Raw genomic sequence first — 26310 nt, 5'->3', positions numbered from 1 at the left:
TAATAGAATCGTTCGGATTATTATTTGCTTTATTCAGTTTTATCCCCTTCCTTTTAATCAAACCAGCCTTTTTTCTTAAACCAGAATATCATTGTAACAGCCATTGCAATCATTACGACCCATACCACAAAATATCCGTATTGCGTACTGAGCTCAGGCATATTTACAAAATTCATGCCATAAACCCCTGCAATAAAAGTTAAGGGCATAAAAATTACTGAAATGACAGTAAGTATTTGCATTGTACGATTGGTTTGATGAGAGTTTAATGACAAATAACTGTCTCGTATATCTTGGGTCATTTCCCGATTTGAACCAACGATTTCAGCGACTTTAATTAAGTGATCATATATATCGATAAAATATTCTTTCCGTTCTTTTACTCCGTCAAGATGATGAGTATTCAGCATTCGATACAGTAAATCTCTCATCGGGTGGACAGTTTGACGAATTTTCAGCAGTTCACTTCTTCGGTCAAATAGTTCTTCAAGCAGTTGTTCCATAGAAAGTTTCCTCGTATTGTCTTCAATTTCATTGATATGATCTTCAATATCATAAACAATGGGAAAGTATTGGTCGACAACTTTATCCAGAAGCTGATAAAGAACAAAATACTCATCTATTACATTGTCAGACTGGTTCTTTATTAGAAGCCGCTCAACTGCTTCTATTTCCGAGGATGGTTGTTTATGAAAGGTTACGACAAAGCCATCCCCTAAAAACAAATTGATCTCACTTCGATCCAGGCTTTTTTTATGTAAAGCATGAAAAACAAAAAAAGTATGATCCTCATAATAATCCAGCTTCGGACGCTGCAAATCATGAAGACAGTCTTCAACAGCGAGAGGATGAAAATTAAAATAAGAAGTTAAATAATTCACTTCGTTCTTTGAAGGTTTTTCAAGATCCACCCAATACCAATCAAGTGAAGCGTGATTTATCTCCTTAAGATTATTGAAGGAGAGCAGTCCTTCAACGCGAGAGTATCCATAAATTCTTAACATTACCGATCACCTTCTTCTTTCCTTACGAACTTAAATTACCCGAATCTGTACAACTCAAACATACAAACGGCTTCTTATTATGATAGGATAAGATAAACAAACCCTAATAAGGGGGGAATAATTTAAATGAGTGCTGTTAAAACATTGCTGAAAGGTGATACCTTACAATTAAGAAGTATTACAGATCATGACATCCCCGAGTTATATCAATTAATATACGGTAAGGCTGATCCAGAGTGGAAGAAATGGGATGCCCCCTATTATCCGTTAGAACCCCATACACTCGAGACTTATCGTAGTCATGAGCATGCAAGAATCGAACGGTTAAGGAATGGTGAACCCGATTCGAGATTAATTATTGAAGTGAATAGTTCGCTCATAGGGACAGTTTCCTATTATTGGGAACACAAACCATCTTTATGGCTGGAGGTGGGGATCGGGATTTACTCCCCGGCCTACTGGAGCGGGGGATATGGTACGGAAGCTTTGCGGCTGTGGATTGAGCATATGTTTGCAAGCTTTCCGATAGCCCGAGTCGGACTGACCACCTGGTCGAAGAATCAAAGGATGATGAGAGTAGGTGAAAAGTTAGGTATGAAGTTGGAAGGCCGTTTACGTAAGTGCAGAATTTATGAAGGAAAATATTATGACTCCATACGCATGGGAATTTTAAGAGAAGAATGGGAACAGTTAAAAAGCAGGGAAAGGCTCTTTAAGTAGAGGCTTTCCCTGCTTCACATCATTAGTCAAGCTGTTCATTTAAAGGAGGTACAATTTGTTTCTTACGGGAGACAAGTCCCGGGAGAACTGCCTGATTATCCGTAAGCTGCACTCCAAACGCTTCGTTAACAGCAGTGGCTTTGTCGCCAATAGCGATAACAGTAGAGTCATTAGTAAGAATGTCTGTAATAACAAACACAAATAAGTCAAGTGACTTAGCAGTGACTACTTCTTGAATAGATTTTGTGATTTCAGCTTTCCGCTGCAATACTTCTTGTGTATCTACAGTGTTCACCTGTGCTATTTCGACCTTAGCCTCCCCCATAGAGAATTCTTTTGCATCCATAGTGAGAAGCTCTTCGGCTGAAGAACTGCTAATATCTGCTCCAGCCTTAAGCATGTCGAGACCATAAGATTCTGCGTCGACTCCTGCAATAGCTTCCAACTCTTTCGCAGCTTCAATGTCTTCCTCAGTACAAGTTGGTGATTTAAAAAGCAGAGAATCTGAGATAATTGAAGATAATAATAATCCTGCTGTATGCTTCGAAACTTCCTGTTCTTTTTCTTTAAACATTTTCAGCAAAATAGTAGCCGTACACCCAACAGGTTCTGCACGATAATAAAGAGGACCATTCGTTTCAAAGTTAGCGATTCTGTGATGGTCAATTACTTCCGTAACCTGAACCTCATCAATATCATCTACGCTTTGCTGACGTTCATTGTGGTCCACAAGAATAACCTGCTCTACTTCCTTACTCACGCTGTTCACCAATCTCGGAGCCTTAACATGGAAGTGGTCCAGCGCAAATTGCGTTTCGCTGTTCACTTCTCCAAGACGAACGGCCTCTACGTCCTCCCCTAGTTTATTTTTCAATTCGGCATAAACAACTGCTGAACAAATTGTATCCGTATCTGGATTTTTATGTCCAAAAACTAATTTTTTCGCCATGCTCATCTCTCCTTTACCTATCATTATGTAATTCAACTCCAGTTTCGATTATAAGGGAAAATACTTTCTTCGTCTATGACTGCTCCTTCAAAATCTATCGTTTAAAACATCTAAAAATTGGCAATAGACCAGTAAACATGTAACAAAGGATGTGACATCTATGAAAGCTGTAACTTATCAAGGAAAAGAAAAAATGATTGTAAAAGATATGCCTGTTCCCTCAGTTCAATCAGGGGATGATATGATCGTAAGAATTACAGCAAGCGGGATCTGCGGGTCTGACCTTCACTTGTATAAAGGAGGAATAGAACCGCAGCATGATTACATTGTTGGTCATGAACCCATGGGTATTGTTGAAGAAACCGGTAATAATGTAAAAAGTTTAAAGAAGGGAGACCGAGTTGTCATCCCTTTTAATATTGGCTGCGGGGAATGTTTTTTCTGTAAAAATCAAATGGAGAGTCAGTGTGATGAATCCAATCCTCATAGTGATTCCGGCGGTTTATTTGGCTTCACGGAACCTTTTGGGGACTATCCGGGTGGACAAGCCGAATATTTAAGGGTTCCTTACGCTGACTTTACTTCCTTTAAAGTTCCAGAGGAAAGTGAACTGAATGATGAACAAGTTTTATTCCTTTCAGACGTTATTCCAACAGCCTATTGGAGCGTTGAGAACAGTGGCGTAAAGAAAGGAGATACCGTCATAGTCTTAGGAAGTGGTCCAATAGGGTTGATGACTCAAAAATTCGCTTCTTTAAAAGGGGCGGAACGAGTAATAGCTGTTGATCAAGTAGACCACCGGTTACAGCATGCCGGTCGAACAAATAACGTAGAAACTTATAACTTTAAAAATTTTGACGAAATCGGTGCTTTACTATTTGAAGAGACAAAAGGCGGGGCAGATGTCATTATAGATTGTGTAGGTATGGATGGAACTGTCTCTCCAGGAGAAGAATTCGGTTCTAATCATGATAATCAGTTCGGTACTATCAGCCCGATTGTTACTGCTTCACAAGCAGTACGTAAATTTGGAACAGTTCAGTTGACCGGAGTCTACGGTACAGAAGCAAACGGCTTCCCTCTTGGAGATTTCTTCAGCCGGAATATCTCGCTGAAGATGGGCCAGGCTCCAGTGATTCATTTAATGCCTAAACTTTATGAAATGGTAGAAAATAAAGAATTTGACCCCACTGATATAATTACCCACTCTCTTGATTTGGAGGAAGCTGCAAAAGGATACGACATTTTTGATAAAAAAGAAGACGGTAACATTAAAGTGATTTTGAAACCTTAATCGTTACCATAAAGCGGCTTACTCAGACATACCAGCAATGACAGTCAAAAACGAACAATAAAAATTAAATAAGATATAAACGCATCATCAGCATAGTCAAAATGCTTAAGGCTCACGTGGGAACAGCGCGAGTCGAAGGTCCCGCAGGAAAGCGTTCTTTGCTTTTTCAAGGAAGCTGAGACCGTGCCCACAAAATACTTTATTACTAAATAAATAATCCGAACTGATTTCAAAATCGTTCGGATTATTTTATGCTTTATTCTGTTTTGCCCCAACCTTTTTTGTTTGTAACCGCTAAATTAGGGAAATGGAAATTAACAACTAAGCTGTTAATTATGGATAAAGGAGCATTGAAATATGAGCACAACCCTAGCAAAAGAAAAAAGTAAATTTGAACAAGGGGAGCCGTCAGAAGAACTCAAACCATGGCTTCGAAGGTTCGGCCGTTTTGGGCATATGGTGAAAGGCTCTGTCTACACCATGTTAGGCTTACTTGCATTCATGGCTTCCATAGGTGCAGGAGGGAAAGCTCAGGGTACAAAAGGACTTTTCCAATCCCTCGCTTCCATCCCTATGGGAGAAGTTTTACTTTGGATAATTGGAACAGGACTGATTGGATATATAGCTTGGGTAATTATTAAATCGGTATTTAATACATCAAACCTTGGAAAAAGTGTGAGCGGAATGATTACTCGCATTGGTTATATTATTGGAGCTGGTATTTACGGAGGTCTTGCTCTTAATGCTTTCCAAATAGCCATGCATGCCGGGAGCGGAGAAAGAAATGCGGAACAAACGATGTCAGCCATGCTGTTGCGCCAGCCATTCGGTCCCTGGCTGGTCAGTGGTATAGGAGCTATAATTGTTGGTTATGGACTCTTTGAATTATATAGTGGTATGACGAAAAAATTTTTAGGGAAATTTAATCTCCAGAAAATGAATGAACATGAGAGAAAAGCAGCAGAAAAATCAGGAAAAATAGGTTTAATTTCAAGAGGCGTTGTCCTGGCTCTTATTGGAATCTTTTTTATACAAACCGCGCTATCGTCTAATCCAGGTGAAGCAAAAGGTTTAGACGGCGCACTCGCCGAAGTTTCTCAACAGCCTTTTGGACAGTGGTTACTAGGAATTACTGCACTTGGTTTAACCCTTTATGGCGTTTACGAAATAACCAGAGGCCGATATGAAAGAATGAGTTTTGGTAAATAAAAAGCAGTCCTTAGAACTTTTTGTCCCTGCTTTCTTTATTTACACCCTCCACTTTATAAAAGAAGATTCAGCTTAGGGCTACTAATTAGAGAAGAATATATTGTTTGAAATGTCCTCATGACTTAAAAATAGCCAGCCTTTTAAAATTGAACGAATCATACCCATAACTAACTAGTTCACATAATCTATTAACCATATATACATGACCAAAAAAAAGCATCAAGTATCAGGAAGACTTCCCTGCTTGATGCTCATAAAAGTGTTATTTTAATTCCTCAAATACATTCTTTACTAACGGCACAACATCTCCGCTTCCATTCTCTACATCCTCGACCATCATAGATATGACTAAATCCTCTGCCTCAGTATCCCAAGCAATGAACCAGCCATTCTCCTGGGCATTTTCATCCTCAAGAGACTGTTTTAATTCTGCTGTTCCCGTTTTGCCGGCTAAAGTCAGCCCTTCAAGTCTCGGTTCGTAAGCCGATCCCTCAGAATCATTTACAACTTCCTGAAGATCCTCGGTAATTATAGAAGCTGTCTCTTCACTTATTATACTCTCTTTCCACACTTGTTCAGGTTCTTCCTCAGATGTCAGAGTGGGTTTTATCAGATCCCCGCCGGTAATAAAAGGAGTATACGAAACAGCTAAATGAAGCGGGCTCATTTGTACCTGGCCCTGTCCATACCCAGTATCCGCAAGTAAAGGTTCACTGTCAAATTCCTCTTCATTTATTATCTGAGAGGCACTGATCGGATAAGAAAAAGGCAAATCTTCTGCGAACCCAAACTTTTTAGATTCTTCCAAAAATGTTTCTCCACCAATTTCCATAATGGAGCGGGCAAAGTAAATATTATCTGAACGGACTAATGCATCACGTAGATTCACGCTATTATCTACATTCGCGCCTTCTACTCTGGAAACTGAATAGTTTCCCCAGCCGTCTTTTGTATAGGACTTGCCTTCAATTGTCATTTCTGAGTCAGGATCTATATCTCCAGTCTCGAGCCCGATAGCAGCCGTAATTGGTTTAAAAGTGGAGCCTGGTGAGTAGGTTGAGCTAAATTTGTTCCTTAATGGGGCACCTTCCTGTTCCTGCAACTCATTTCTTCTTTCTCCGCTTATTCCTAAAATAAACTCATTAGGATCATAGGCAGGTGAGCTAACCAGTGCTTTTACTTCCCCTGTTTTAGGATCCAGAGCTGCTGAAGAACCTGACTCCCCGTCCATTTCTCCATAGATGGCTTCCTGTACTTCACGATCGATGGTAAGCTCCACATCTTTTCCGTTGGTGGGCTCTCTCTCGGCCAGTACTTCTTTTTCCTCGTCATTTTCATTTACAATTGTAACCTTGCCTCCGGCTTTGCCACGTAACTGATCTTCTAATACACTTTCTAAGCCTGTTTGACCTATTTGATCATGGGCTGTGTATCCTTCCTCGCTTTTTTCTTCTAACTGCTCACCGGTAATGTCGTCTACATAACCTATAATATGTGCGGCAGCCTCCCCGGCTGGGTAGACACGTGCATCGGTTTCCTGAAATTGTGTACCGCTTAATTCTTTAATATCTGCAATTTTTTCCTCATCATTATTGGCAACAGAACCAACCGGAACAAAAGATGAAGACTGTACCCATGCCTGGTCAAGCTGACTATCAATATATTCTACTGAAGTATTTAATATTTCAGCCAACTTTTCTTTAACCTCATCTTCCTCTCCTTCTACTCTTTCTGGAACAAGACCAACCTGCTGCATTGACCCATTTTCAGCTAGAGGCTCCCCATTTACATCCAGAATCTCACCTCTTTCAGCAGCAATGGATTCAGCGCTGACCGTATCTCCTTCTTCCATTCCTGCAAAAATCATAGAAGGATCCCATTCCATGGCCCAGCTGCTTTCATCTTCTCCTTCTTCATAAACCAATTCAGCAGTATGAGAAAAATCTAACTGCCCTGCAAGTGTTTCCATGCCCACTTCATAATTGTAGGAAGGAGTATCTTCTTTATCATAATCTTGTTCTTCTTCGGAGGATTCATATGTAATCGACAGATTATTCATCTCTATTCCATCATAAATGGCCGTGTACCTTTCCTCGAAATCTTCTTGACTTATCTGTTCTTTTGACTCTTCACTCAGCAATTCATACATTTCACCGAAATCTTCGTTTTCCCATGCTTCCATATAGTCCTCTACCGTATTCTCTGGGTCTGGCTGATCAGAGCAGCCCATAAGCACTATAAAAGAAGAAATAAGGATACAACCTTTAAAGTATTTCATGATATCCTCCTTATTTTTCCCTTTTTAAACGTTTCCTTTATTATATAGTAATCCCATCTTCAGATAAAAACATTACACTTAATAAAAAAGCGAAAGTTTATCATGCATCAGAGTACTTAATCTTTCCCTCAATGAAAATACACAAGTGTCCAACAGTTGGAAAAACCTGAAATTCCTTACCCGTAGGATAGAGCCCTGTTGAATCAATATCAATATTCCAATAATCGGCCAGTCCATTGAAGGCTTTTGAAAATCTCTCAGGACTGCCATTAAATAAATAATTGAGAGACGATTCCGTTGTGATTGGCTTTTCAAGATCCTCACTTTCAAATATGCTGTACCGAAGCACGTATTTCACGGTTGTAAGATAAATCTCATAAACAATATTTTCCTGGGTAACTTTTCTTATTTCTTTTTTTGATTTGAATTTCTCAAAGTTATAAACATTCGTCATGATCCCCAGTCCCTTCTTTCATCCTTACGCTCGTTATATATTAGTTCTACCTCAATCGACAGAATTCCTTTAAAGTGATTAATAATTTCAGCAGGAGATTTTTATGCTTCGATTATGTTATTCTATCAACGAAAGAAGCAAAGGAGTGCGAATGATGAACGAAACAATTAAAACTCTTCTCAACCATCGCAGTATTCGTGAATTTAAGAATACGAAGCTTACCAATGAACAAGTGAATTGCATTATCCAATCAGCTCAGCAGGCATCCACATCAAGCTACATGATGGCCTACACTATTATTGGGGTAACAGACCCACAAATAAAAGCTGCACTTGCTGAAGTAAGCGGCCAGTCTTACGTTAAGAACAACGGTCATTTGTTAGTGTTCTGTGCTGATCTGCACCGTCAGACTCACACAGCATCACAAGAAATGTTTAACCAAATGATAGAAAACCTGGAAAACAGCGAACACTTCCTCGTTTCTGCTATAGATGCTGCCTTAGCAGCCCAGAATGCTGCCATTGCTGCCGAATCTATGGGGCTGGGCATCTGTTATTTAGGAAGCTTGCGTAATGATTTAGCCCGTGTTGACGAATTGTTATCGTTACCTCAGCATGTAATCCCGCTATTTGGGATGGCTGTCGGTGTCCCAGCCCATCAACCAGAACGTAAGCCGCGCCTTCCTAAGTCTGCTGTCTATTTTGAGAATAAGTATGAAGCTCACGATGATATCGTCCAAGCATTTGATGATAAAATTGCTTCTTATTATCAAACGAGATCAGAAAACAGCCGCAAGGATACATGGACAGCACAGATGCACCGACGTTTCTCTAAAACTATCCGGATGGATGTAACAGACCTTGTTCAGAAGAAAGGGTTCAACAAACGCTAGAAAGAATGGTGTTATGATGAGAGAGCAATTAATAAGAGCAGCAGAAGAACTTGCTCGTTCGCAAAAATTAGTCGTTTTAACTGGAGCTGGTGTTTCCACAGCAAGCGGCATTCCTGATTTTCGTTCAAATGATGGATTATGGTCTCAAGATTTAACTAGAGAAGATTATATGTCTAACGAATATTTCTTCTATGACCCCGTTGATTTTTGGAAGAAGTACAAACAAATTTTTCGTGTAAAGTTATTAAAGCAATATGAGCCTAACTTCGTCCACTACTTTATTAATGAATTAGAATCAGGCAGCCGTCAAGTTTCTATTATTACTCAGAATGTAGATGGATTACATGAGAAGGCCGGAAGCTCAAGAATTATAGAATACCACGGGTCTTTGGACAAAGCGACTTGTCCATACTGTCAAAAAGCTTATTCTATGGATTATGTACTGGCAGATGAAATCCCTCGATGTGAAGGATGTACAACAATATTAAAACCAAATGTAGTGTTGTTCGGAGATTTAATTACCGCACATGATGAAGCAGAAGCAGTCATTGATCAGGCTGACTGTCTGCTCGTGCTTGGTACTTCACTTAAGGTAACTCCGTTCAGCTTTTTACCTGAGTATGCAAGGAACCAGGGGATTCCATCTATCTTAATAAATAACGAACCCACTATAAAGGATTATTTGTTTGATGAAGTAATTTTAGGCGATTTAAACAGACTCCTTCCTCCGTTGAAGAAAGAGTTAAAGAACGCGGCCACATATTAACAAGTCTCATTATTTCCAACCTCAAGTTCAACCTATCGTACGGTGGAAGGTTAAGTGTTTATTGTTCAGGGTAGAGTCCTTATGAAACTATTTAAACTTGGAGGTTTTGTAAGTGGAACATCTAAACATCCGTCAATCCGACTTAAACGCCAGTCGCATTGGCCTGGGCACCTGGGCAATCGGCGGCTGGATGTGGGGCGGTACAGACGAGAACCAATCTATTAAAACAATTCACACAGCTTTAGATAAAGGAATAAACTTTATTGATACTGCCCCTGTATATGGATTTGGACAAGCAGAAGAAATTATCGGGAAAGCAATACAACAATACGGAAATCGAGAAAATATTCTCCTTGCGACCAAGGTTGCAATTGACTGGGAAAACGAACAGCCTTTTCGAAACGGAACAAAAGAAAGAATTCATCAAGAAATCGAGGATTCCCTTAGACGACTACAAGTAGATTATATAGATGTCTATCAAGTCCATTGGCCGGACCCGTTAACTCCATTGCATGAAACCGCAGAGGCTCTTCAGTATTTATACAAACAAGGGAAAATCAGAGCCATAGGAGTCAGCAATTTCTCACCAGAACAAATGGACATTTTTAGAGAAGCTGCCCCGATTCATACCCTGCAGCCTCCTTATAATTTGTTTGAGCGTGAAATCGAAAAAGATATTCTACCTTATACCCAGAAGCATAATATTACTACAATCTCTTACGGTTCGCTATGCAGAGGATTACTATCTGGCAAAATGTCATCCAACAGCTCCTTTGAAGGCGACGACCTAAGAAATAATGATCCTAAATTTCAACAGCCGCGTTTTGCTCAGTATTTAAATGCGGTTGAACAATTAGATCATTTAGCCCAGAATCGATTTGGTAAACGAGTTATTCATTTAGCTATTAAGTGGGTGCTTGAACAGCCCGGTTCAGGGATCGCTCTCTTGGGAGGGAGACGCCCGGACCAACTGGATCCTGTAGAAGAAGTAACCGACTTTACAATCGACCAGGATACAATGCAGGAAATTGACACCATTCTCACGAATAATATTAAAGACCCTGTAGGACCTGAATTCATGGCTCCTCCGACCAAACAAGATATTTAAACTGAGAAAGCCCGGGCTGTTTGCCAAGCTCGGGCTTTTCCTTTCTGATAAACTATATGTACTTAATTGTAGCGTTCGATGAGAAGGAGGAAACTGTATTGGATTTGCTCGTATGGATTGTTATTATCCTGCTGTTTATCGCAAGCTTCGCCAGTTTGATTTTCCCCATTATTCCTGGACCTTTAGTCATTTGGGGTGGTTTTTTAGCTTACCAGTTCCTAATTGATGGGGAGCGTTTAAGCCTTGTATTTTGGTTAGCGATGATTGTGTTAACAATTTTGTTGATTGTTTCTGATATCATTGCGAACAGCTATTTTGTAAAAAAATATGGCGGAAGCAAATGGGGGGAACGTGCGGCTGCGGTTGGTGTAATCATTGGATCATTTATAATACCACCGTTCGGCATTATAATTATCCCATTTACTACAGTATTAATTGTCGAGTTATTACAAAAAAAATCTGCCGAGGAAGCGGGAAAAGCCGCTGTTGGTTCTTTATTTGGATTCTTAAGCGGAAGCCTGGCAAAAATTATCATCCAGCTGTTTATGATTATATGGTTCATCATAGAAGTGTGGTTATTTCATTGAGAAGAGACTGGAACTTTATAAAACAAAAAATAATCCGAACGATTCTAATGAATCAGTTCGGATTATTTATGGGCCAGTAATGATTTTTACCTTCGCTCCGTCAAACCACTTCGCTTTTTCCTCGAGATCCTCAGCTTCCATGGGTAACAAAAAGCGCGCTTTCCTGCATTCTCTTCGACTTACACTGCTCCCTCAGGACTCTTAAGCATTTTAACTACGCTGTTAATCTGCGGTTCATACGATTCAACCTTTTACTGTTCATTTTTGAACATCATTGTTTTACTTATGTCCAGTTTCTTGATTATTGTCGGCCCATACCTTTTAGAAACTGCATCATTAATGTAACACTTCGATTGATCTCTGGGTCTTTTAGAGCCTTTGCCAAATCAAGTATGGAAGTTTTCTGCTCAGGATCCGTGCTGTTCATTTCCTGTATCCCTTCATTTAGTCGAACTGTTGCCTCCCGAACGGATTTCATATCCACATCTCCGAGCATAAATACGATCTCGGGCAGGTTTTCAAGCATTTGTGCATAGTGATCCTTACTTATTTCTTCCACGAGATATTTCATTGCTTTGTGCTTCGATTGAGAGAAAGCGTATGCTGTATCTAATGTACCTGTTTCATTTAAAGACTTTAAGAGCTTTATTCCTTGTAAAATAGCTTCTTTATTCTCTGTTACAGCCTCTTTTACTTCCTGCAAATCCCGTTCATGCTGCTTCTCTCTAGGAATTTCCATACGTTTAATATTCGTAATTGATTTAGCCATCTTTATTCACCTGATCCCCTGGGAAAACATAATCATCACGTTCCCATTTATTTTCTACATTCACACTGTATTGCGGCACGGGATTCCCTTTACGATGATTATTCGAAGGGATCGGTGACTTCCCTTCTTCTTTCAAGACTTCCATCCGTACTGCAATTTCTTTGTAAGCAGGTGTATTTGTATCTTTGTCGACACGATTATCCGTTAAAAGATTGACAGCAGACTTTCCATTTGCACTCATAGGAATAAATAATTCTTTACCTCTTACACGCTCGGTAACAGTTACCCATCCATTAGCTTCTCCGGCTTCGGATATCAGTTTCACTTCTGCCCCTTCACGTATTCCACGCTCATCTGCAAGCTCAGGTGAAACTTCCACAAATGGATTTGGCGTTTTTCTAGCAATACCTTCAACCTTATAAGTCATGTTACCTTCATGAAAATGTTCAAGCAGTCGTCCATTGTTGACGTGAAGATCGTATTTTTCAGTAGTATCATACTGCAATTCGTATTCAAGCGGGAAAAACTTAGCTTTACCGTCTTCGAACGGAAATCCTTCCTGGAAAAGAAGCGGTTCATCTGTACCATCTTCGGCTACGGGCCATTGTAAAGAGTTATATCCTTCAAGTCGTTCATAAGTCACCCCTGCAAATAAAGGTGCTAAGCTTGCTGCCTCTGCCATAATCTCGGATGGATGATCATAGTCCCAGTCACCACCAAGCTCTCGAGCAACTAGTTGAAGGATTTCCCAATCAGGTTTTGCTCCCGGCAAAGGATCCAGAGCTTTATACAAACGCTGAATTCGACGCTCGGTATTCGTAAATGTCCCTTCCTTTTCCAGGCTGGGTACCGCTGGCAGGACAATGTCAGCATATTCAGCTGTTTTTGTTAAAAATAAATCTTGTACAATAAATAAATCCAGTTTCTCAAAAGCTTCAGTAACATAGTTAATGTTAGCATCAACAATGCCCGTATCTTCTCCAATAACGTACATGGCACTCAGATTGCCAGCATGAATCGCTTCGATCATCTGGTGGTTATCCTTACCGGGTTCTTTAGGAATCGTGCAGTTCCAGGCTTTCTCATATCTTTCCCGTACCTCATCATTCGTTGTTTCCTCGTAACCTGGAAAGAAGTTAGGCATACTTCCAAAATCACTGCATCCCTGTACGTTATTATGTCCTCTTAAAGGATAAGCCCCACACCCCTCTTTTCGATAATTCCCCGTAAGGAGAAGTAAATTGGATATAGCGGTACTCGTGTCACTGCCCCGCATGTGCTGGGTTACGCCCATAGCCCAACAGATAGAGACTTTATCAGCTTTAACAATTTCTTCAGCAACTTCGATAAGCTCTTCTTTAGGAATGCCTGTAAGTTCTGAAGCATATTCCATCGTAAAAGGCTGTAGACTTTCACGATAAGCTTCGAAGTCATTCACCCATTTCTCGATAAAGGATTTGTCCTCAAGGCCTTGGTCCAGAATATACTTCGATATGGCTGAGATCCATACTAAATCTGTTCCTGATTTAGGTTGATAGAAACGATCAGCCCGTCTGGCCATCTCGTGCTTTCGGAGGTCAAATACGAACAGTTTCTGGCCAAATAGCTTTTGAGACCGCTTAATACGAGAAGCTAATACAGGATGAGATTCGTCTGTATTAGAACCAATAGTGAGTACTAAATTTGCTTTAGCAATATCATCAATTGTTCCAGAATCCCCTCCATGACCCACTGTTCGGAACAAACCTTTTGTTGCAGGCGATTGACAATACCTGGAACAATTATCTACATTGTTTGTTCCTATAATTTGGCGGGAGAGCTTTTGCATTAGATAAGACTCTTCATTTGTAGCTTTAGAAGAGGAAATAAACCCTAAATCGTCTGCTCCTCTTTTCTCCTTAATTTCAGTCAGTCGTTTAGCCACGTATGAAATTGCTTCGTCCCACTCAACCTCTTCAAATGTCTCTCCACGCCGGATTAATGGTTTGGTCAGTCGTTTCTCGCTATTTACGTAATCCCAACCAAATTTACCTTTGACGCATGTAGCAATGCCATTCGCTGGAGATTCGGCATTTGGCTCCACCTTTAAAATCTGCCGGTCTTTGGTCCATACATCAAAAGAACATCCAACTCCACAATACGTACACACCGTTTTTGTTTTTTTAATTCTCTCCTCACGCATAGCCGCTTCAGAATCCGAGACTGCGAACAAGGGACCATAACCGGTTTCTACTTTTTTAGTCAACTCAATCATGGACTTTAACATTCCAGGTTCCTGGTCAGTCAAAAAACCTGCTTCCCCTTCCATTCCTTTTTCCATCATGGCGTTACACGGACACACAGTGGAGCATTGACCACAGTTTACACACGACGATTGGTCAATTGGTACATCGTTATCCCAGATAACACGTGGTTGTTTTCGTTCCCAATCAATGGTTAAGGTTTCATTAACTTGAACGTCCTGACAAACTTCCACACAACGTCCGCACAAAATACACTGATCCGGATCATAACGGTAGAATGATCCAGACTCATCGCGATTATAAGGTTTTTCCTGAAAAGGACGAGATTGGTGTTCTAACCCAAACTCAGCCATTGTATTGTGAATTTCACAGTCTCCATTATTATAGTCACAGACTGTACAATACAGCTCGTGATTTTCCAGGATGCGGTCAAGGGCTTCTTTTTGTGCCATTTGGACCTGAGGAAGTTGGGTTTGTACCTTCATTCCTGCTTCCACCTTCGTACCACACGCCCTTTGCATATTCCCGTTTACTTGAACAACACATGTATCACATGTTTGTATTGGTCCTAGAGATTCGTTATAACAAATCTGCGGAACATTTTCCCCTGCAGAATTAATAAGATCTATTAAATTCTGTCCAGGGTCTGCTAAGTATTCCCTGCCGTTAATAGTTACAACGGTATGGTCTCTTTCTAACAAAACTAACCCCTCCTGTTATAACACTCTTTTTAATTAGCTCCTTAAATTGTTAGACGGTTGACCTGTTAAAAGAGGCCTGATTGCTAACAAACAGTAAAAGAATCATCCTTATATGTAACTAATCTCTCACCGAGCGCTCCTCTGTGTTTTAGAGGTATAATAATATTTAACCTTTATTCAGACTACTCAAACGTTACTGAAACAAAAAAGTTACAGTCTAATAAATAGACTGTAACTTTTTTGTGTGCACGGGCTGCGTTATTTTCATTTTGTCTTTCCAATTCCCGTTCCGAACGAATCCCATAGAAATAGCCAATAAACATCATTTTGAATAACACATGAGGATCAAGAGAAGGACGGCCATTGTCTTCCGAGTAAGCACGTACTCTTTCAGGGATAAAGGAAAAATCTATGTATTGATCAATCTTACGAAGCAAGTGCTCTTCGGGTGCCAGTTCTTCAACGATCACTATTTCGATTTCACTTTAGTTCTTTTCTAGAGTGAAACATGACTAACGCCGCCTTAGATAGTTCTTATAATGTACCAAATTAACGCGGTAAAAAATGAAAGGTCCAAAATAAAATTAAGACTGTCGAGACTTTCTCGACAGTCTGAAGTTAAATGGACTGTAATTTTTTAATTATCCGGTTTTCTGCTCAGTAGAATTTTCACGTTCAAAATTTAAAGTTTGAACTAAGCGGTCTGATTGCTCACTTAGTTGAAAGTTTTCTAATTCCTTTTCCATTGAGGCTGCCACATTCTCCAGGTTTTCAGCAAGATGATTCAATTGATCCATCGCCGAATTACTTTCCTGGACCGAAGCGGACACTTGCTGAGCAGCGGCAGCTGTTTCTTCTGTCACATTGCTGATGCCGTCGATGTTTTGAACCAGCTGGTCTTTTTGATAGTCCATCTGCTTCATTGAGTGAATAATGCCGTTTATAGCTTCTACGTTCTCGGCAACATTTTGAAACACTCCGTTAAAAGATTTCTCGGTTTCATTAACCGACTCTTCCTGATCAGAAACAACTTGCCCGGTTTTTTCAATAAGACTAACAATTTCTTTTGTACGCATCTGCATGTGCTCAATCATAGAAGCTACATCAGTCAAGGCTTTTTCTGATTGTTCAGCGAGCTTACGTACTTCTTCGGCAACAACAGCAAATCCTTTTCCTGCTTCACCGGCACGTGCAGCTTCGATCGCTGCATTAAGAGCTAACAAATTCGTCTGCCCCGCAATTCCGGAAATGGTACTTACTACCTGATTAATGTTGTCCGAACTGCTTTGCAGATCCTCTATTGACTCACGCATCTCACTTGTCATTGAATTTGTTTGATTGGAGTGATTACGCAAATTCCCGACAATTTGCTTCGCTTCTTCCGATTGATTTAACAGCTGATCCGACTTTAATTTAATGGTTTCACTTTGGTCAACCACGTCCTGTATCGTATCAGCAAGCGTTTGAGAGGATTGCACGCTTTCATCCATCATTTCTGTCTGGTTCTGAGCTCCTGAGGCAATTTCCTGAATGGCTCTGGATATTTCCTGAGCAGCTGCTGCATTCTCTTCTGAGTTGGCAACTACATTTTCTGCTGAACTGCTTACTTGATTGGACGAATGTTTCACCTGATGAATAAGTGAACGAATCGATTGAATCATTTGATCAAAATCTCGAGAAAGTTCTCCAATTTCATCATTGCGGTCCATCTCTGCCTGGATAGCAAAGTTACCTTTTCCTGCTTCATTCATGGCTTCCTGCAGCTCTTTAATTGGTTTTGTCAGGTAACGCGTTAAAAATACAGCAATAACTAATGAAAGAAGAATAACACCAGCCAGGACAAGAACGATAGGCAGGATGATCGTATTAGCCTGGGACACAAAATCTGTGACTTGCACAGTCCCAGCCATTTTCCATCCAGTCTTTTCATTGGTAGCATAGGCTATAGTCTTTTCCTCTCCATCGTCAAATCGATAGGAGCCCGATTCGTTTTCCATAACTTCTTCAAAAAATGGTTCGTCCTCAGCACTTGTTCCTATTAGTTCCTCGTTGGGGTGCGCAAGATAAATACCGGAGTCACTCAGCAGCATGGCATTACCTGTTTCTCCAACTTCCACCTCATCAATCATTTCAAATAGTGTATTAACTGTAAAATCAATAGCAAATACACCAGATATGTCACTTCCATCTTCAATCACCCGGGCTGCACTGACAATCATATCTCCGGTGGCTGCATCTTCATACGGCTCTGTCCATATTACTTCACCGGGACTTGCTTCAGCCTCAGTAAACCAGGGACGGTCAGTCGGATCATAATCCTCTCCTAAATCAGCCTCAGGGTAAATATACATATTTTGGGATTCTTTTTCTCCCATATAAATATTTAATATATATGGGTTTGAAGATTGAGTTTCCCCAAATCGATCCAATATTTCCTCTCTATTGGCTTCCGCATTTACTAATGCATTATCTTCTGAATAGCGGTCAGCGTTGTGACTTATACTGTCGAACAGAGTATCAAATGAATCACTCATTGATTCCATTTGCTGTTCAACATTATCCGTCATGGCAGAAGTGGTATTGTTAAGACTAAACCAATAACTAGTGCCAGCTACAATCACTCCTGTTAATAATATCAATAATAAAAACGGAAACAGAAACTGACGCTGAATTCTTTTCGTAAAAAAACCTTTCAAACCTGTTCGCTTTCTTTTCAAATTTACTCCCCCTTTATTGAACCTGCTCCTCTCTTTATCGGTTGATTTTTCCGTATTATTTATAGATTTTTACATATTTTCTGATGAAATTTTCTTATTTACTAAGCCTCTTAATAATTATCCCCCGGTGAAAAATAAAAGAGATCAGAAAAAATCAGGCTGTCGAGACTTTCTCGACAGCCTGCCCGGCTGATTCGCGGTTTACCTTTTTACAACTAAAGGCCACATTTCTTCTGGGTTTAATTCATATAGATTATTCTCACGATACATAAATTGATGCATAATCCATTCACGTCTTAACGTGGCATAATCATCAAAAAACTGCTTCACATAACTGTTAATTTCACTTTCCTTATACACTTTTCCCGTTTCAAACCCCTGGACATAATAAGAGAGAATAACAAGTTTCTTTTTTAACTGACTCGGTAATTGAATCAACGTACCATCTTTACGTATATAGTTCCGCAAGATTTTCATTTGCTCGGAATCATTCATAAAAAAGTCCTGTTTCTTCATCTCATCCGCTCCCAGCCTTAGAATTGCAGTTGCCATAGCCTCCAGTTTCTTTTCATCTAAATAAAAGTAGACAGTATTCTTTTCTCTTCTCGAATACAACATACCTGTATCTTTTAATTTTTTTAAATGATGAGTAATTGTTGGAGCTCTCAAACCAAGCTTATGAGCGATGGCCTGTCCATGGAGAGGGCCATTTTTTAGTAAGGAAACGATTCTGAGTCTGGTTGGATCGCCAATCGCTTTATAAAAGACCACCATTTTGTCTAACTGCATAAAATTTCACCCCCCTGAATTTAATGAGTATCTAATTAGATATTAATCTAATTTACTGTCGATGTCAAAAAAACTGCCCTACCCGGACAGTTTTGGTTAATCAGTTTTTCATATTCTTGAGATACTTGACTACCTCTAAATCAATCAGTCCTTTTTCCTGTTCCCTTTCTTCAAAATTCTCTGTATGAAGAAATGTTTTCAACGCATTATAAAATTCATTTTCATTATTATCTGATGATGATAAATACCCAATTCTTTTGAGTTCCTGACTGACTTCATTTTTTAATGCACCTTCTAAAGGTTTAATCTGCTCCGGCTTAGATTGAGCAAAGTACAACTGATGAAGGTGATAAATACGAGTTAACTCATCAATCGGATCAGGGTGGTCGTCCACACGCAGGTCCACAAATACATTACTTAACCCTCCATATCCCCCTTTTTCTTTCTCTATATAAATGGCTGCTGATTGCTTGCCTCGCTTGTCTCCCCCAGCACGCTGAGCTGCCTGCAGACCAGAAAGAAGCCGGTCTGCCAGCGTTCCTTCACTCTCTTCAAAGGCTTTCCCCATTTCTGTTACAGTTTCTCTGTTTACTAAAATATTTCCTTGAGCGGCATAATTCCTGCCGGTTATCCCCCCAGCCCACTCGTAGCACCGGTCCCCTGTATAAGTTGCTGCACAGCCCTGATTGTCCACAACACCTACCTGGCGATCCGCTGCACTTTCATCATTTGCAATCAATTCATTAAGTGTTTCCTGAGCCGATTTGCCTTGACTTAAATAGTACAAACCTTCTGGTCCATAAGCCGGGTTGGCAAAAGCCTGTGTAGCTACAGCTCCCACTCCAGCTTTCGCCCAGGGGACCACAGATCCCACTCCCAAAAATTTAGATTGAACTGCGACTCCAGCTTCTCCTGTAGCTGGATCAACTGCAGCAATTGAAAACGTAGCAATAATCCGGTTCACTTTTACACCCCTCTCTGTTATATCTTTTTCGACATAACAAGGGAGAATCCTTCCATAAGCTGGCTGCTCCTGCTTCTTTCTGCCGATGGAACAACCGGAAGGAGTAATCATGCGTTCCGACCAAGGGAACATTTATAGTTCATATGCTTTCCAAGGGTAAATGACCGGACAAAACTTAGTCAGCAGTATGTCAAGAAGAGACAATTAGGCAGTTGTTGGGATAAAACGGTCATTGCATCTTTTCAATCAAGTTCAAAATCTGAGGAATTTGCGTATACCAAACCCAATTCCCTAACCAACTCAGAGGTTATTCTCCGTGTTGATCAATATCTAAAACATTATTATGAAGAAAGAATTCAAGAAAAATTAGGCTACCTTTCTCCTATTAAATATGGAGTAAAGCAGCCTAATTGTTTTATATTTTCTCAAATTATTAAGTTAGTTTACATGTCAAAGGAACATGAACACCTTTTATCTTTTACGACCCTTTTTGAGTCAACAGTGCCGGGCGCTGAATGAATAATAATCCTAATATAATCGAACACAGAACAAATGTCGGAAGCATATATCCTCCATTATAAGTCAGAGAATAAAACCACACAGACATTCCTTCAGGAGCAAGCGTACCATAAAATATGATACCAGCAATAAAGTGGCTTAAAAAGCGAAGCAGACTACCCACAAAGACTCCTGTCACAATCCAGATCAACAAACTTTTGTTATCACGGGCTGCTGCCGCTTCCCATACCTGCTTTGTCACAATGCCGGCTATACCGATCACACCAAAAGCGACTATATAGTCAAGAAAAGTTTGAACCGGGGTTACAATATATGCTCCTGCAAGGATTTGGTAAAACCCTAATAACAGTCCAGTCACAACTCCTCCTTTTATTCCCCACCGAAAGGCCATGATAAAAACAGGAACCATAGAAAACGATACTGACCCGCCTTGAGCCCATAGCTTAAATGATAAGAACGGCAGAACGTCTAAAAGAATGGCCAGCGCAGAGAAAATAGCCGCTTCTACCAGAAATAATACACGGTTGTTTCTCACTTACATCTCCCCCCTTAAGTAAAGACATTAGAAAAACTTGGCTGATCGCCAGGCCCAATGACGGTAGTCGTAGTTTTTCTTGTACTTTAGATCTTTAATAAGTACAAAAAAAGCAATGCCCCAGGGAAGCTTCCTGATGGAGGAATCCCGTGCATCGCCATCAAAAAAACCACCATCCCTGCATCAGTACTAACTGACAGGTTCGAAGGGTCAGAACATCATGTTCACTCTCAGCACACAGGCTCCCCTTGAAGGCTTCTATTATCGTTGCTTTTCTCGCATTAAATAATTATAAATTAAAGTAACAATCCTGACAAATCACTTTATGGAACAATCGTCACCGGAATTTTGGTTGATTGTAGTACGTTATAGCTTACACTTCCTAGAATTGCTCCTTTTACTCGTCCTACTCCTCTAGTTCCCATTACGATTAAGCTGATACCTTCGTCACCTGATTCCTCCAAAATAACCTGATCCGGAACTCCAATTCTTTTCCTGAGGGTATAAGTAACTTCATGATGCTCTAAATATTCTTTCGCCGATTCAAATGCCTGACTCGCCGCTTCTTCCTGATAATATTTAATTTGATTTTCACCCGCAAATTTACGAACATTTCTCGTGTTGAATTCAAGCTGTACATTTAAAATAACGAGTTCATACCCCACCTCTTCAGCAAATTGAACAGCATACGTAAGCGCACGTGTAGAGCTGGGTGATGCATCAAAAGGCACTAATAATTTCTTTTTCACAATAACCCCCTCCTTACCCCCAGTATACTGAAAAATCAGTAAATTTTCAGTTTAAGATTTAAAACTACACACAACCAGCAGGACAGGGTACTAAGCTGCATTGACTGCAGGGCATAAAAAGTTAAGGCTCATACATGCCAGGACATACTTTCAAAGTAGTTATCCCGTTGCTGAAAAAAATCATATAGCATTTGAATGAGCAACAATGAATTCTAAACTTCGTTCTGTAATAATATCAAAGTCTGCATCAAGTGTAGCCACATGATAACTGTTTTCAAGGTGAACAAGTTCTTTACGTTCAGATAACACGGTATTAAAAATCATTTCAGAGTTCTCCGGCGGGACGATATGATCCTCTTCTGATACAAAGATTAAGATCGGACAGCGAATTTGGGACAGTTGATCATGCACCCGGCTCATCATTCCTATAAGGTGTTCAATAGAAGCAACCGGGGTTTTGTCATAGGCGAGCTCTTTAATGCCTTCGTTTTTTATATCCGATCCAATTGCAGCAATATATCGATCGTCTGTCGTTTCCACTATATTTTCCATTGCGGGAATATCTATGGCAGCATTAATAGGAATAACACCAGCCACATCTTCATATTTAGCAGCCAAATGAAGAGCTAGTGTCCCTCCCATAGATAAACCGGCTATGAATATTTTTGTACAACGCTCTTGTAACCAAAGATAAGCCTGCTCTACAGAATTAACCCAATCTTGTGCTGTTGTGGTTTCCATTTCTTCCGGGGCGGTTCCATGTCCTCTTAAGCGGGGACAGGCAACACTATAACCTTCTTTTCCATAAGCTTCAGCAAGCGGCTTCACGCTCTGAGGTGTACCTGTGAACCCATGCGACACTAGAACCCCTACTTCATTTCCTTCAAAGAAGATCGGTTGAGCACCTTCCATTACAGGATATTCTTCCATTATCATAACTCCTTTTTTCCAATAATTTTTTTAATTACATTTCGTTCTAAAAGAGACCATGGCAATATGCGTTTCAGCAGCAGATTCATTCTCACCCCTGGACCTATTGGGTATCTTAATTTTTTTAGTTTAATACTTTCGGAGAGTTTAGCCATGAGTTCTGAGACCTTTAAAGGATCTTCATGAGCCTCTCTATTTAAAGCCTTCCAAAGGCCTTTAGTATATTCATGATAGGGAGATTCTGGGTCATATACGGCCTGGGGCAGATCCAGACCAGAGGTCCAAATGTTTGTCTCATAAGATCCCGGCTCAACAAGGGCTACATCAATGCCAAAAGGCTTCATCTCAAATCGCAGACTTTCAGAGAGTCCCTCTAAAGCATGTTTAGAACTGACATAAGCTGAAAGACCTGGAAACCCTATCATTCCGCTAATGCTGCTGACATTAAGAATTTTTCCACATCGCCGCTCTCTCATTTTGGGAAGTACAGCTTGAGTGACTTGAATGACACCGAATACATTTGTTTCAAACTGGCGCCTATAGTCCTTAATTGATACTTGTTCAAGAAATCCTCCAACTGCATATCCAGCATTATTCACCAATACATCTACTCTTTTCAATTGGTTAACTTGCTTCTCAAAAAATTTCAAAGAATCTTCCTGTGTTACATCGAGCGGCCAAACAGTAATGTTTTCTGCTATACTATCTTTGATCCCGGCTTTTTTAAATACATTCATTTTTGCCGGGTTTCTTATCGCTGCGATTACATTCATATTTCTCTCCGCACATTTTACAGCTGTATAATATCCAAAACCGCTGGAAGCTCCAGTAATAATGACGGTTGGCTTCATTTCCTCCCCTCCATTTCTATAAATAGAACTTCTTTACTCAGGGTTCAATACCCTGTTTATATGCCCTTTTAATCCAATTAAATAACATTTCTCCTCGTAGACTCGTGCCCTTCCAATTAAAACGCCCGTTCATAGATTAATGTATAAGTAAAAAGGTGGTGAGTGACGTGAACTACTATGGAGGTTATGGATGTGGGTATCCGAGGAGACGCTATGGCGGCGGTTTCGCCCTTATCGTTGTATTGTTCATTCTCCTGATCATTGTAGGTGCTACGGTTTATAAATAATTCTTCTCTCCTATAGACCAGGTCTTTTTCACCCCCCTGGTCTTTTACTTTCGTTTTGACGAGCCTGTTGGCCTTATATACAATAGTAAAGATCGAAGGTAGAAAGGAGAACATTATGGCGAATTTACAAATAGGACTGGAAGAGATCCCATACCAGTTAACAAGATCAGAAGATTATCCGTTCCTAAAGATTTATTTAGATGACTTAAACGGAATTTATGTTAGTGCACCAGTTCGTAAAACACAGCAAGAAATCGAAGGATTTTTAATGAAAAAAAAGCAGTGGATCGACCAAAAGTGGAAAAAACTCCACAATGACCTATATAAGCAAACCTCCCCGGAGGAAAAAACGATTATGTATCTAGGGCGAAACTATAAAGTTATTTCCTATGCAACAGAGGAACCTGCTGCTTCTTTACTATTTAACAAAGGTAAATTTATTTTTACATACCCGTCTCATTATTCCACTAAAGATCAAGAAACAGCTTTTCTCCAACAGGAGGAAAATTGGTTAAAAAATAGAGCGGAACAAAAGTTAAAAGAGCTGACTGCCATTAGCTGTGAAGACAATTACAGACTCGGATACAAAGATAAAGCTGCGATTTACTTGAATTGGAGACTCATAAAGAGGAATAAAAATCAAATTCAAACTATTATTGACGACTTAAGAAACGAGAAGATGTATTAAAGGACTGGTGAAAAACGGAATAAATCATAAAATAATCCGAACGATTCTATTGAAATCGTTCGGATTATTTTCACCATCGCTTCGTCAAAATACTTCGCTGTTCCCACAGGAGTCTTAAGAACTTTAACTACGCTAATGATCTGAGTTTAAACTACTCAATTTTAATTGGGGTTATTTAAATAAATAAGAGTAAGCTGACTGCCATAACTGCCATTCCGGCAACAACTCCATAGATCGATAAATGGGCTTCTCCGTACTTTCGTGATGCAGGAAGGAGTTCATCGAGTGAAATGAACACCATAATACCAGCCACACCAGCAAATAATACCCCGAACATTACGTCATTAAGAAATGGCATTAAGATTAAATACGCTGCAATAGCGCCTACAGGCTCAGATAAGCCAGATAAAAAGGATAGATTAAAAGCTTTTTTCTTATCTCCGGTCGCAAAGTAAATAGGGACTGAAACAGCAATACCTTCTGGAATATTATGAATAGCGATCGCTACAGCTATCGCAATTCCTAGTGAAGGGTCCTGTAACGCTGAGGTAAAAGTTGCAATACCCTCTGGAAAGTTATGGATAGCGATTGCTAAAGCAGTAAATGTTCCCATTTTTAAAAGATGATTGTCTTTCACTTCTGCAGCTGGCTTACTCATGTCTTCCACTTTCTTCGGTTCATGAGGGTTCCCCTGCTGAGGAATAAGTTTATCTATTAAGGCAATTACAAGCATCCCGCCAAAGAAGCTGGCTACATTAATCCAATTTCCCAACCCTTCGCCTAGTGCGCTGACTAATGATTCCTGAGCTTTAAAGAAAATTTCTACCATGGAAACGTAAATCATTACTCCAGCTGAGAAACCTAGTGCAACCGATAAGAACCTCGTATTCGTCGTTGAGGTAAAAAAGGCAAGAATACTGCCGATCCCCGTGGCTAATCCGGCCATTAATGTTAACCCAAAAGCCATCAGAACATTTTCCATTATTTCTCTCTCCTTCTCACTTTTCTCTGTCTATCCATAGTCTAATTTAAAACTTTCCTTTATGCAACTTTTTTTGTGTTAGTTATATTTTATGTGTAAGGGGAAGTTTTGACCCAAAAAAAACTTTATTTTCGAATAATACATTCGAAAATAAAGTCTTTTGTGCCCGTCTGAGGTGAAGGGTATTAGTCAATTTCTTCACCTTCCCCTGACAAAATCATCATCTGGTCGTTTTCATATCCTAACGTGTAGGTTAATTTGTATTTTTTCATTTCAATTTCTCCATCCACCGTTTCTTCGGTGGAGATCACACAAGTAACATTGACTTCCTCTCCTTCTGGGTCAGCCACAATGTTATCAATGGAAACAGACAGAGTGTTATAATATCCTTCTCTAAACTCTTCAAAGGTTTTATTCTTCTGCCACGAGTTGGCAAGTAATGAATAGGCGGTCACGAAATCTCCTTGATTCACACTTTCATAAAAGTATTGAATTAAATATGTCGCCTGATCTGCATCTGTTTGCTCGTTGGAGGCATCCGTCCCTGCATTTAGCTCAGGATATTCAGGCAGCTCTTTCATTGGAGATTTGGACCATTGTTTTACCATTGGAAGGATATCCAACACAGGTATGCTGAAGCCAATGGACTCATCCCCTAATTTAGCAGAATTTATACCGATTACTTCTCCTGTTTCCGCACTGATAAGGGGACCGCCGCTGTTACCTGGAGAGATGGGAGCCGATATTTGATACACATCCTCGTAATCGAAAGGCTCTAATTCAAAATTACGTTCCAACCCGCTTATTTCTCCTCTGGTAACCGTATTCTGCAAACCGAGCGGGCTTCCTAAAGCCAATACCTCCGTTAGAAGTTCCGTATCTTCCTCTTCTATAATAGGGAGCGGTTCTTCCCCTTCTAACTCAGGGACTCTGACAACTGCTACATCCGTACTCCTGCTTGCACCAATCACTTTACCATCCATTTCTTTTGAATCCACATTGATGACTTTCACGTCCTCAGCGTTAGCCACTACATGTGCGTTAGTGATGACGTCCCCCTTATTGTTATATAAAAAACCTGAACCAATTGTCCCGTTATCAAGTTCTAGTTGTACAACAAGCTTTTGAGATTCATAAATAATCTCCTGTGTATTCTTGGTTACTGCTTCTTCTTCCTCCTCAGGTACCGGCTCATCGAGCACAGAACTTGCTGCCAGCTGGGAAGGAACCTGCTGCTGGATATAAATAAATACTCCTATTCCAGCCATTAAGACAAGGACAGTTAGAATTGAACTTGTCAACCAGGCACGTTTCATGTTGTCCCT

Annotated in this window: 24 protein-coding genes, 1 pseudogene and 1 riboswitch; of the genes and pseudogenes, 9 read left to right on the top strand and 16 right to left on the bottom strand. The window is 40.1% G+C overall.

The features are described 5' to 3' along the window. Window positions 1–53 precede the first annotated feature (53 nt). Window positions 54–1004: a magnesium/cobalt transporter CorA gene (gene corA, locus C1A12_RS09815; RefSeq protein WP_101843700.1), complete on the bottom strand. Its 951-nt coding sequence runs from the start codon at window positions 1002–1004 to the stop codon at window positions 54–56. Window positions 1005–1130: 126 nt separating this feature from the next. Between corA and C1A12_RS09810 the strand changes: the two genes are divergently transcribed. Continuing rightward, window positions 1131–1724 carry a GNAT family N-acetyltransferase gene (locus C1A12_RS09810; protein WP_101843699.1) on the top strand — a complete coding sequence of 198 codons (594 nt, stop codon included), beginning with the start codon at window positions 1131–1133 and terminating at the stop codon, window positions 1722–1724. Between the two features lie 22 nt (window positions 1725–1746). On the opposite strand, the gene C1A12_RS09805 is transcribed toward C1A12_RS09810, so the two are convergent. After that, window positions 1747–2673 carry a manganese-dependent inorganic pyrophosphatase gene (locus C1A12_RS09805; protein WP_101843698.1) on the bottom strand — a complete coding sequence of 309 codons (927 nt, stop codon included), beginning with the start codon at window positions 2671–2673 and terminating at the stop codon, window positions 1747–1749. A gap of 160 nt (window positions 2674–2833) precedes the next feature. Between C1A12_RS09805 and C1A12_RS09800 the strand changes: the two genes are divergently transcribed. Further along, complete coding sequence (locus C1A12_RS09800) at window positions 2834–3967, top strand: alcohol dehydrogenase catalytic domain-containing protein (RefSeq protein ID WP_101843697.1); 1134 nt, start codon at window positions 2834–2836, stop codon at window positions 3965–3967. A gap of 357 nt (window positions 3968–4324) precedes the next feature. Beyond that, entirely contained in the window at window positions 4325–5176 is an 852-nt protein-coding gene (locus C1A12_RS09795) for a DUF1206 domain-containing protein (RefSeq protein WP_101843696.1), read from the top strand. A gap of 262 nt (window positions 5177–5438) precedes the next feature. On the opposite strand, the gene C1A12_RS09790 is transcribed toward C1A12_RS09795, so the two are convergent. Beyond that, complete coding sequence (locus C1A12_RS09790) at window positions 5439–7454, bottom strand: penicillin-binding transpeptidase domain-containing protein (protein WP_101843695.1); 2016 nt, start codon at window positions 7452–7454, stop codon at window positions 5439–5441. Between the two features lie 100 nt (window positions 7455–7554). Further along, entirely contained in the window at window positions 7555–7908 is a 354-nt protein-coding gene (locus C1A12_RS09785) for a hypothetical protein (protein WP_101843694.1), read from the bottom strand. Between the two features lie 154 nt (window positions 7909–8062). On the opposite strand from C1A12_RS09785, the gene nfsA reads away from it, so the two are divergent. The 4 genes from nfsA (at window position 8063) to C1A12_RS09765 (ending at window position 11261) form a co-directional block, all read left to right on the top strand. Then, window positions 8063–8800 carry an oxygen-insensitive NADPH nitroreductase gene (nfsA, locus tag C1A12_RS09780; protein WP_101843693.1) on the top strand — a complete coding sequence of 246 codons (738 nt, stop codon included), beginning with the start codon at window positions 8063–8065 and terminating at the stop codon, window positions 8798–8800. Window positions 8801–8816: 16 nt separating this feature from the next. Next, window positions 8817–9566: an NAD-dependent protein deacylase gene (locus C1A12_RS09775; RefSeq protein ID WP_373420466.1), complete on the top strand. Its 750-nt coding sequence runs from the start codon at window positions 8817–8819 to the stop codon at window positions 9564–9566. 112 nt (window positions 9567–9678) lie between these two features. Beyond that, window positions 9679–10674: an aldo/keto reductase gene (locus C1A12_RS09770; RefSeq protein WP_101843691.1), complete on the top strand. Its 996-nt coding sequence runs from the start codon at window positions 9679–9681 to the stop codon at window positions 10672–10674. A gap of 98 nt (window positions 10675–10772) precedes the next feature. Further along, window positions 10773–11261: a DUF456 domain-containing protein gene (locus C1A12_RS09765; RefSeq protein ID WP_101843690.1), complete on the top strand. Its 489-nt coding sequence runs from the start codon at window positions 10773–10775 to the stop codon at window positions 11259–11261. A 301-nt stretch (window positions 11262–11562) separates the two neighbouring features. On the opposite strand, the gene C1A12_RS09760 is transcribed toward C1A12_RS09765, so the two are convergent. The 10 genes and pseudogenes from C1A12_RS09760 to C1A12_RS09715 form a co-directional block, all read right to left on the bottom strand. Continuing rightward, a complete protein-coding gene (locus tag C1A12_RS09760) occupies window positions 11563–12030 on the bottom strand; it encodes a DUF1641 domain-containing protein (RefSeq protein ID WP_101843689.1) in 468 nt (155 codons plus the stop codon). Then, complete coding sequence (fdhF, locus tag C1A12_RS09755; protein ID WP_101843688.1) at window positions 12023–14974, bottom strand: formate dehydrogenase subunit alpha; 2952 nt, start codon at window positions 14972–14974, stop codon at window positions 12023–12025. The genes C1A12_RS09760 and fdhF overlap by 8 nt, the downstream gene beginning before the upstream one ends. Window positions 14975–15225: 251 nt before the next feature. Continuing rightward, window positions 15226–15484 (bottom strand): annotated as a pseudogene (locus C1A12_RS09750) (transposase); the annotation flags it as partial. 131 nt (window positions 15485–15615) lie between these two features. Further along, window positions 15616–17691, bottom strand: a complete 2076-nt coding sequence (locus C1A12_RS09745) for a methyl-accepting chemotaxis protein (protein WP_101843686.1) — start codon at window positions 17689–17691, stop codon at window positions 15616–15618. 201 nt (window positions 17692–17892) lie between these two features. Further along, the gene (locus C1A12_RS09740; protein WP_101843685.1) at window positions 17893–18480 is read right to left on the bottom strand and encodes a metalloregulator ArsR/SmtB family transcription factor; all 588 of its coding nucleotides are present in this window, start codon (window positions 18478–18480) and stop codon (window positions 17893–17895) included. Between the two features lie 100 nt (window positions 18481–18580). Further along, complete coding sequence (locus tag C1A12_RS09735) at window positions 18581–19444, bottom strand: DUF1028 domain-containing protein (RefSeq protein ID WP_235001582.1); 864 nt, start codon at window positions 19442–19444, stop codon at window positions 18581–18583. A gap of 478 nt (window positions 19445–19922) precedes the next feature. Further along, a complete protein-coding gene (gene thiT, locus C1A12_RS09730) occupies window positions 19923–20498 on the bottom strand; it encodes an energy-coupled thiamine transporter ThiT (protein ID WP_101843684.1) in 576 nt (191 codons plus the stop codon). Window positions 20499–20656: 158 nt separating this feature from the next. Beyond that, window positions 20657–20757: riboswitch (TPP riboswitch) on the bottom strand. 64 nt (window positions 20758–20821) lie between these two features. Continuing rightward, entirely contained in the window at window positions 20822–21247 is a 426-nt protein-coding gene (locus C1A12_RS09725; RefSeq protein WP_159462178.1) for a universal stress protein, read from the bottom strand. A 180-nt stretch (window positions 21248–21427) separates the two neighbouring features. Continuing rightward, window positions 21428–22180: a carboxylesterase gene (locus C1A12_RS09720; protein WP_200816598.1), complete on the bottom strand. Its 753-nt coding sequence runs from the start codon at window positions 22178–22180 to the stop codon at window positions 21428–21430. Continuing rightward, a complete protein-coding gene (locus tag C1A12_RS09715) occupies window positions 22180–23028 on the bottom strand; it encodes an SDR family oxidoreductase (protein ID WP_101843681.1) in 849 nt (282 codons plus the stop codon). Before C1A12_RS09715 ends, C1A12_RS09720 begins: the two co-directional genes overlap by 1 nt. Window positions 23029–23195: 167 nt before the next feature. Between C1A12_RS09715 and C1A12_RS09710 the strand changes: the two genes are divergently transcribed. Both C1A12_RS09710 and C1A12_RS09705 read left to right on the top strand, forming a co-directional pair. Next, window positions 23196–23315: a YjcZ family sporulation protein gene (locus C1A12_RS09710; RefSeq protein ID WP_101843680.1), complete on the top strand. Its 120-nt coding sequence runs from the start codon at window positions 23196–23198 to the stop codon at window positions 23313–23315. Between the two features lie 115 nt (window positions 23316–23430). Beyond that, window positions 23431–24003: a YgjP-like metallopeptidase domain-containing protein gene (locus tag C1A12_RS09705; RefSeq protein WP_101843679.1), complete on the top strand. Its 573-nt coding sequence runs from the start codon at window positions 23431–23433 to the stop codon at window positions 24001–24003. 175 nt (window positions 24004–24178) lie between these two features. Here the strand turns inward: C1A12_RS09705 and zupT are convergent, their stop codons facing one another. Further along, complete coding sequence (zupT, locus tag C1A12_RS09700; protein ID WP_373420437.1) at window positions 24179–24985, bottom strand: zinc transporter ZupT; 807 nt, start codon at window positions 24983–24985, stop codon at window positions 24179–24181. A gap of 185 nt (window positions 24986–25170) precedes the next feature. Beyond that, window positions 25171–26301 (bottom strand): S1C family serine protease, encoded by a 1131-nt coding sequence (locus C1A12_RS09695; protein ID WP_101843677.1) that lies wholly within the window; start codon window positions 26299–26301, stop codon window positions 25171–25173. Window positions 26302–26310: the final 9 nt, after the last annotated feature.

The sequence above is a fragment of the Halobacillus sp. Marseille-P3879 genome (assembly GCF_900240285.1).
Lineage (GTDB): Bacteria > Bacillota > Bacilli > Bacillales > Halobacillaceae > Halobacillus_A.
This window is presented reverse-complemented; position numbering and strand designations above follow the sequence as displayed.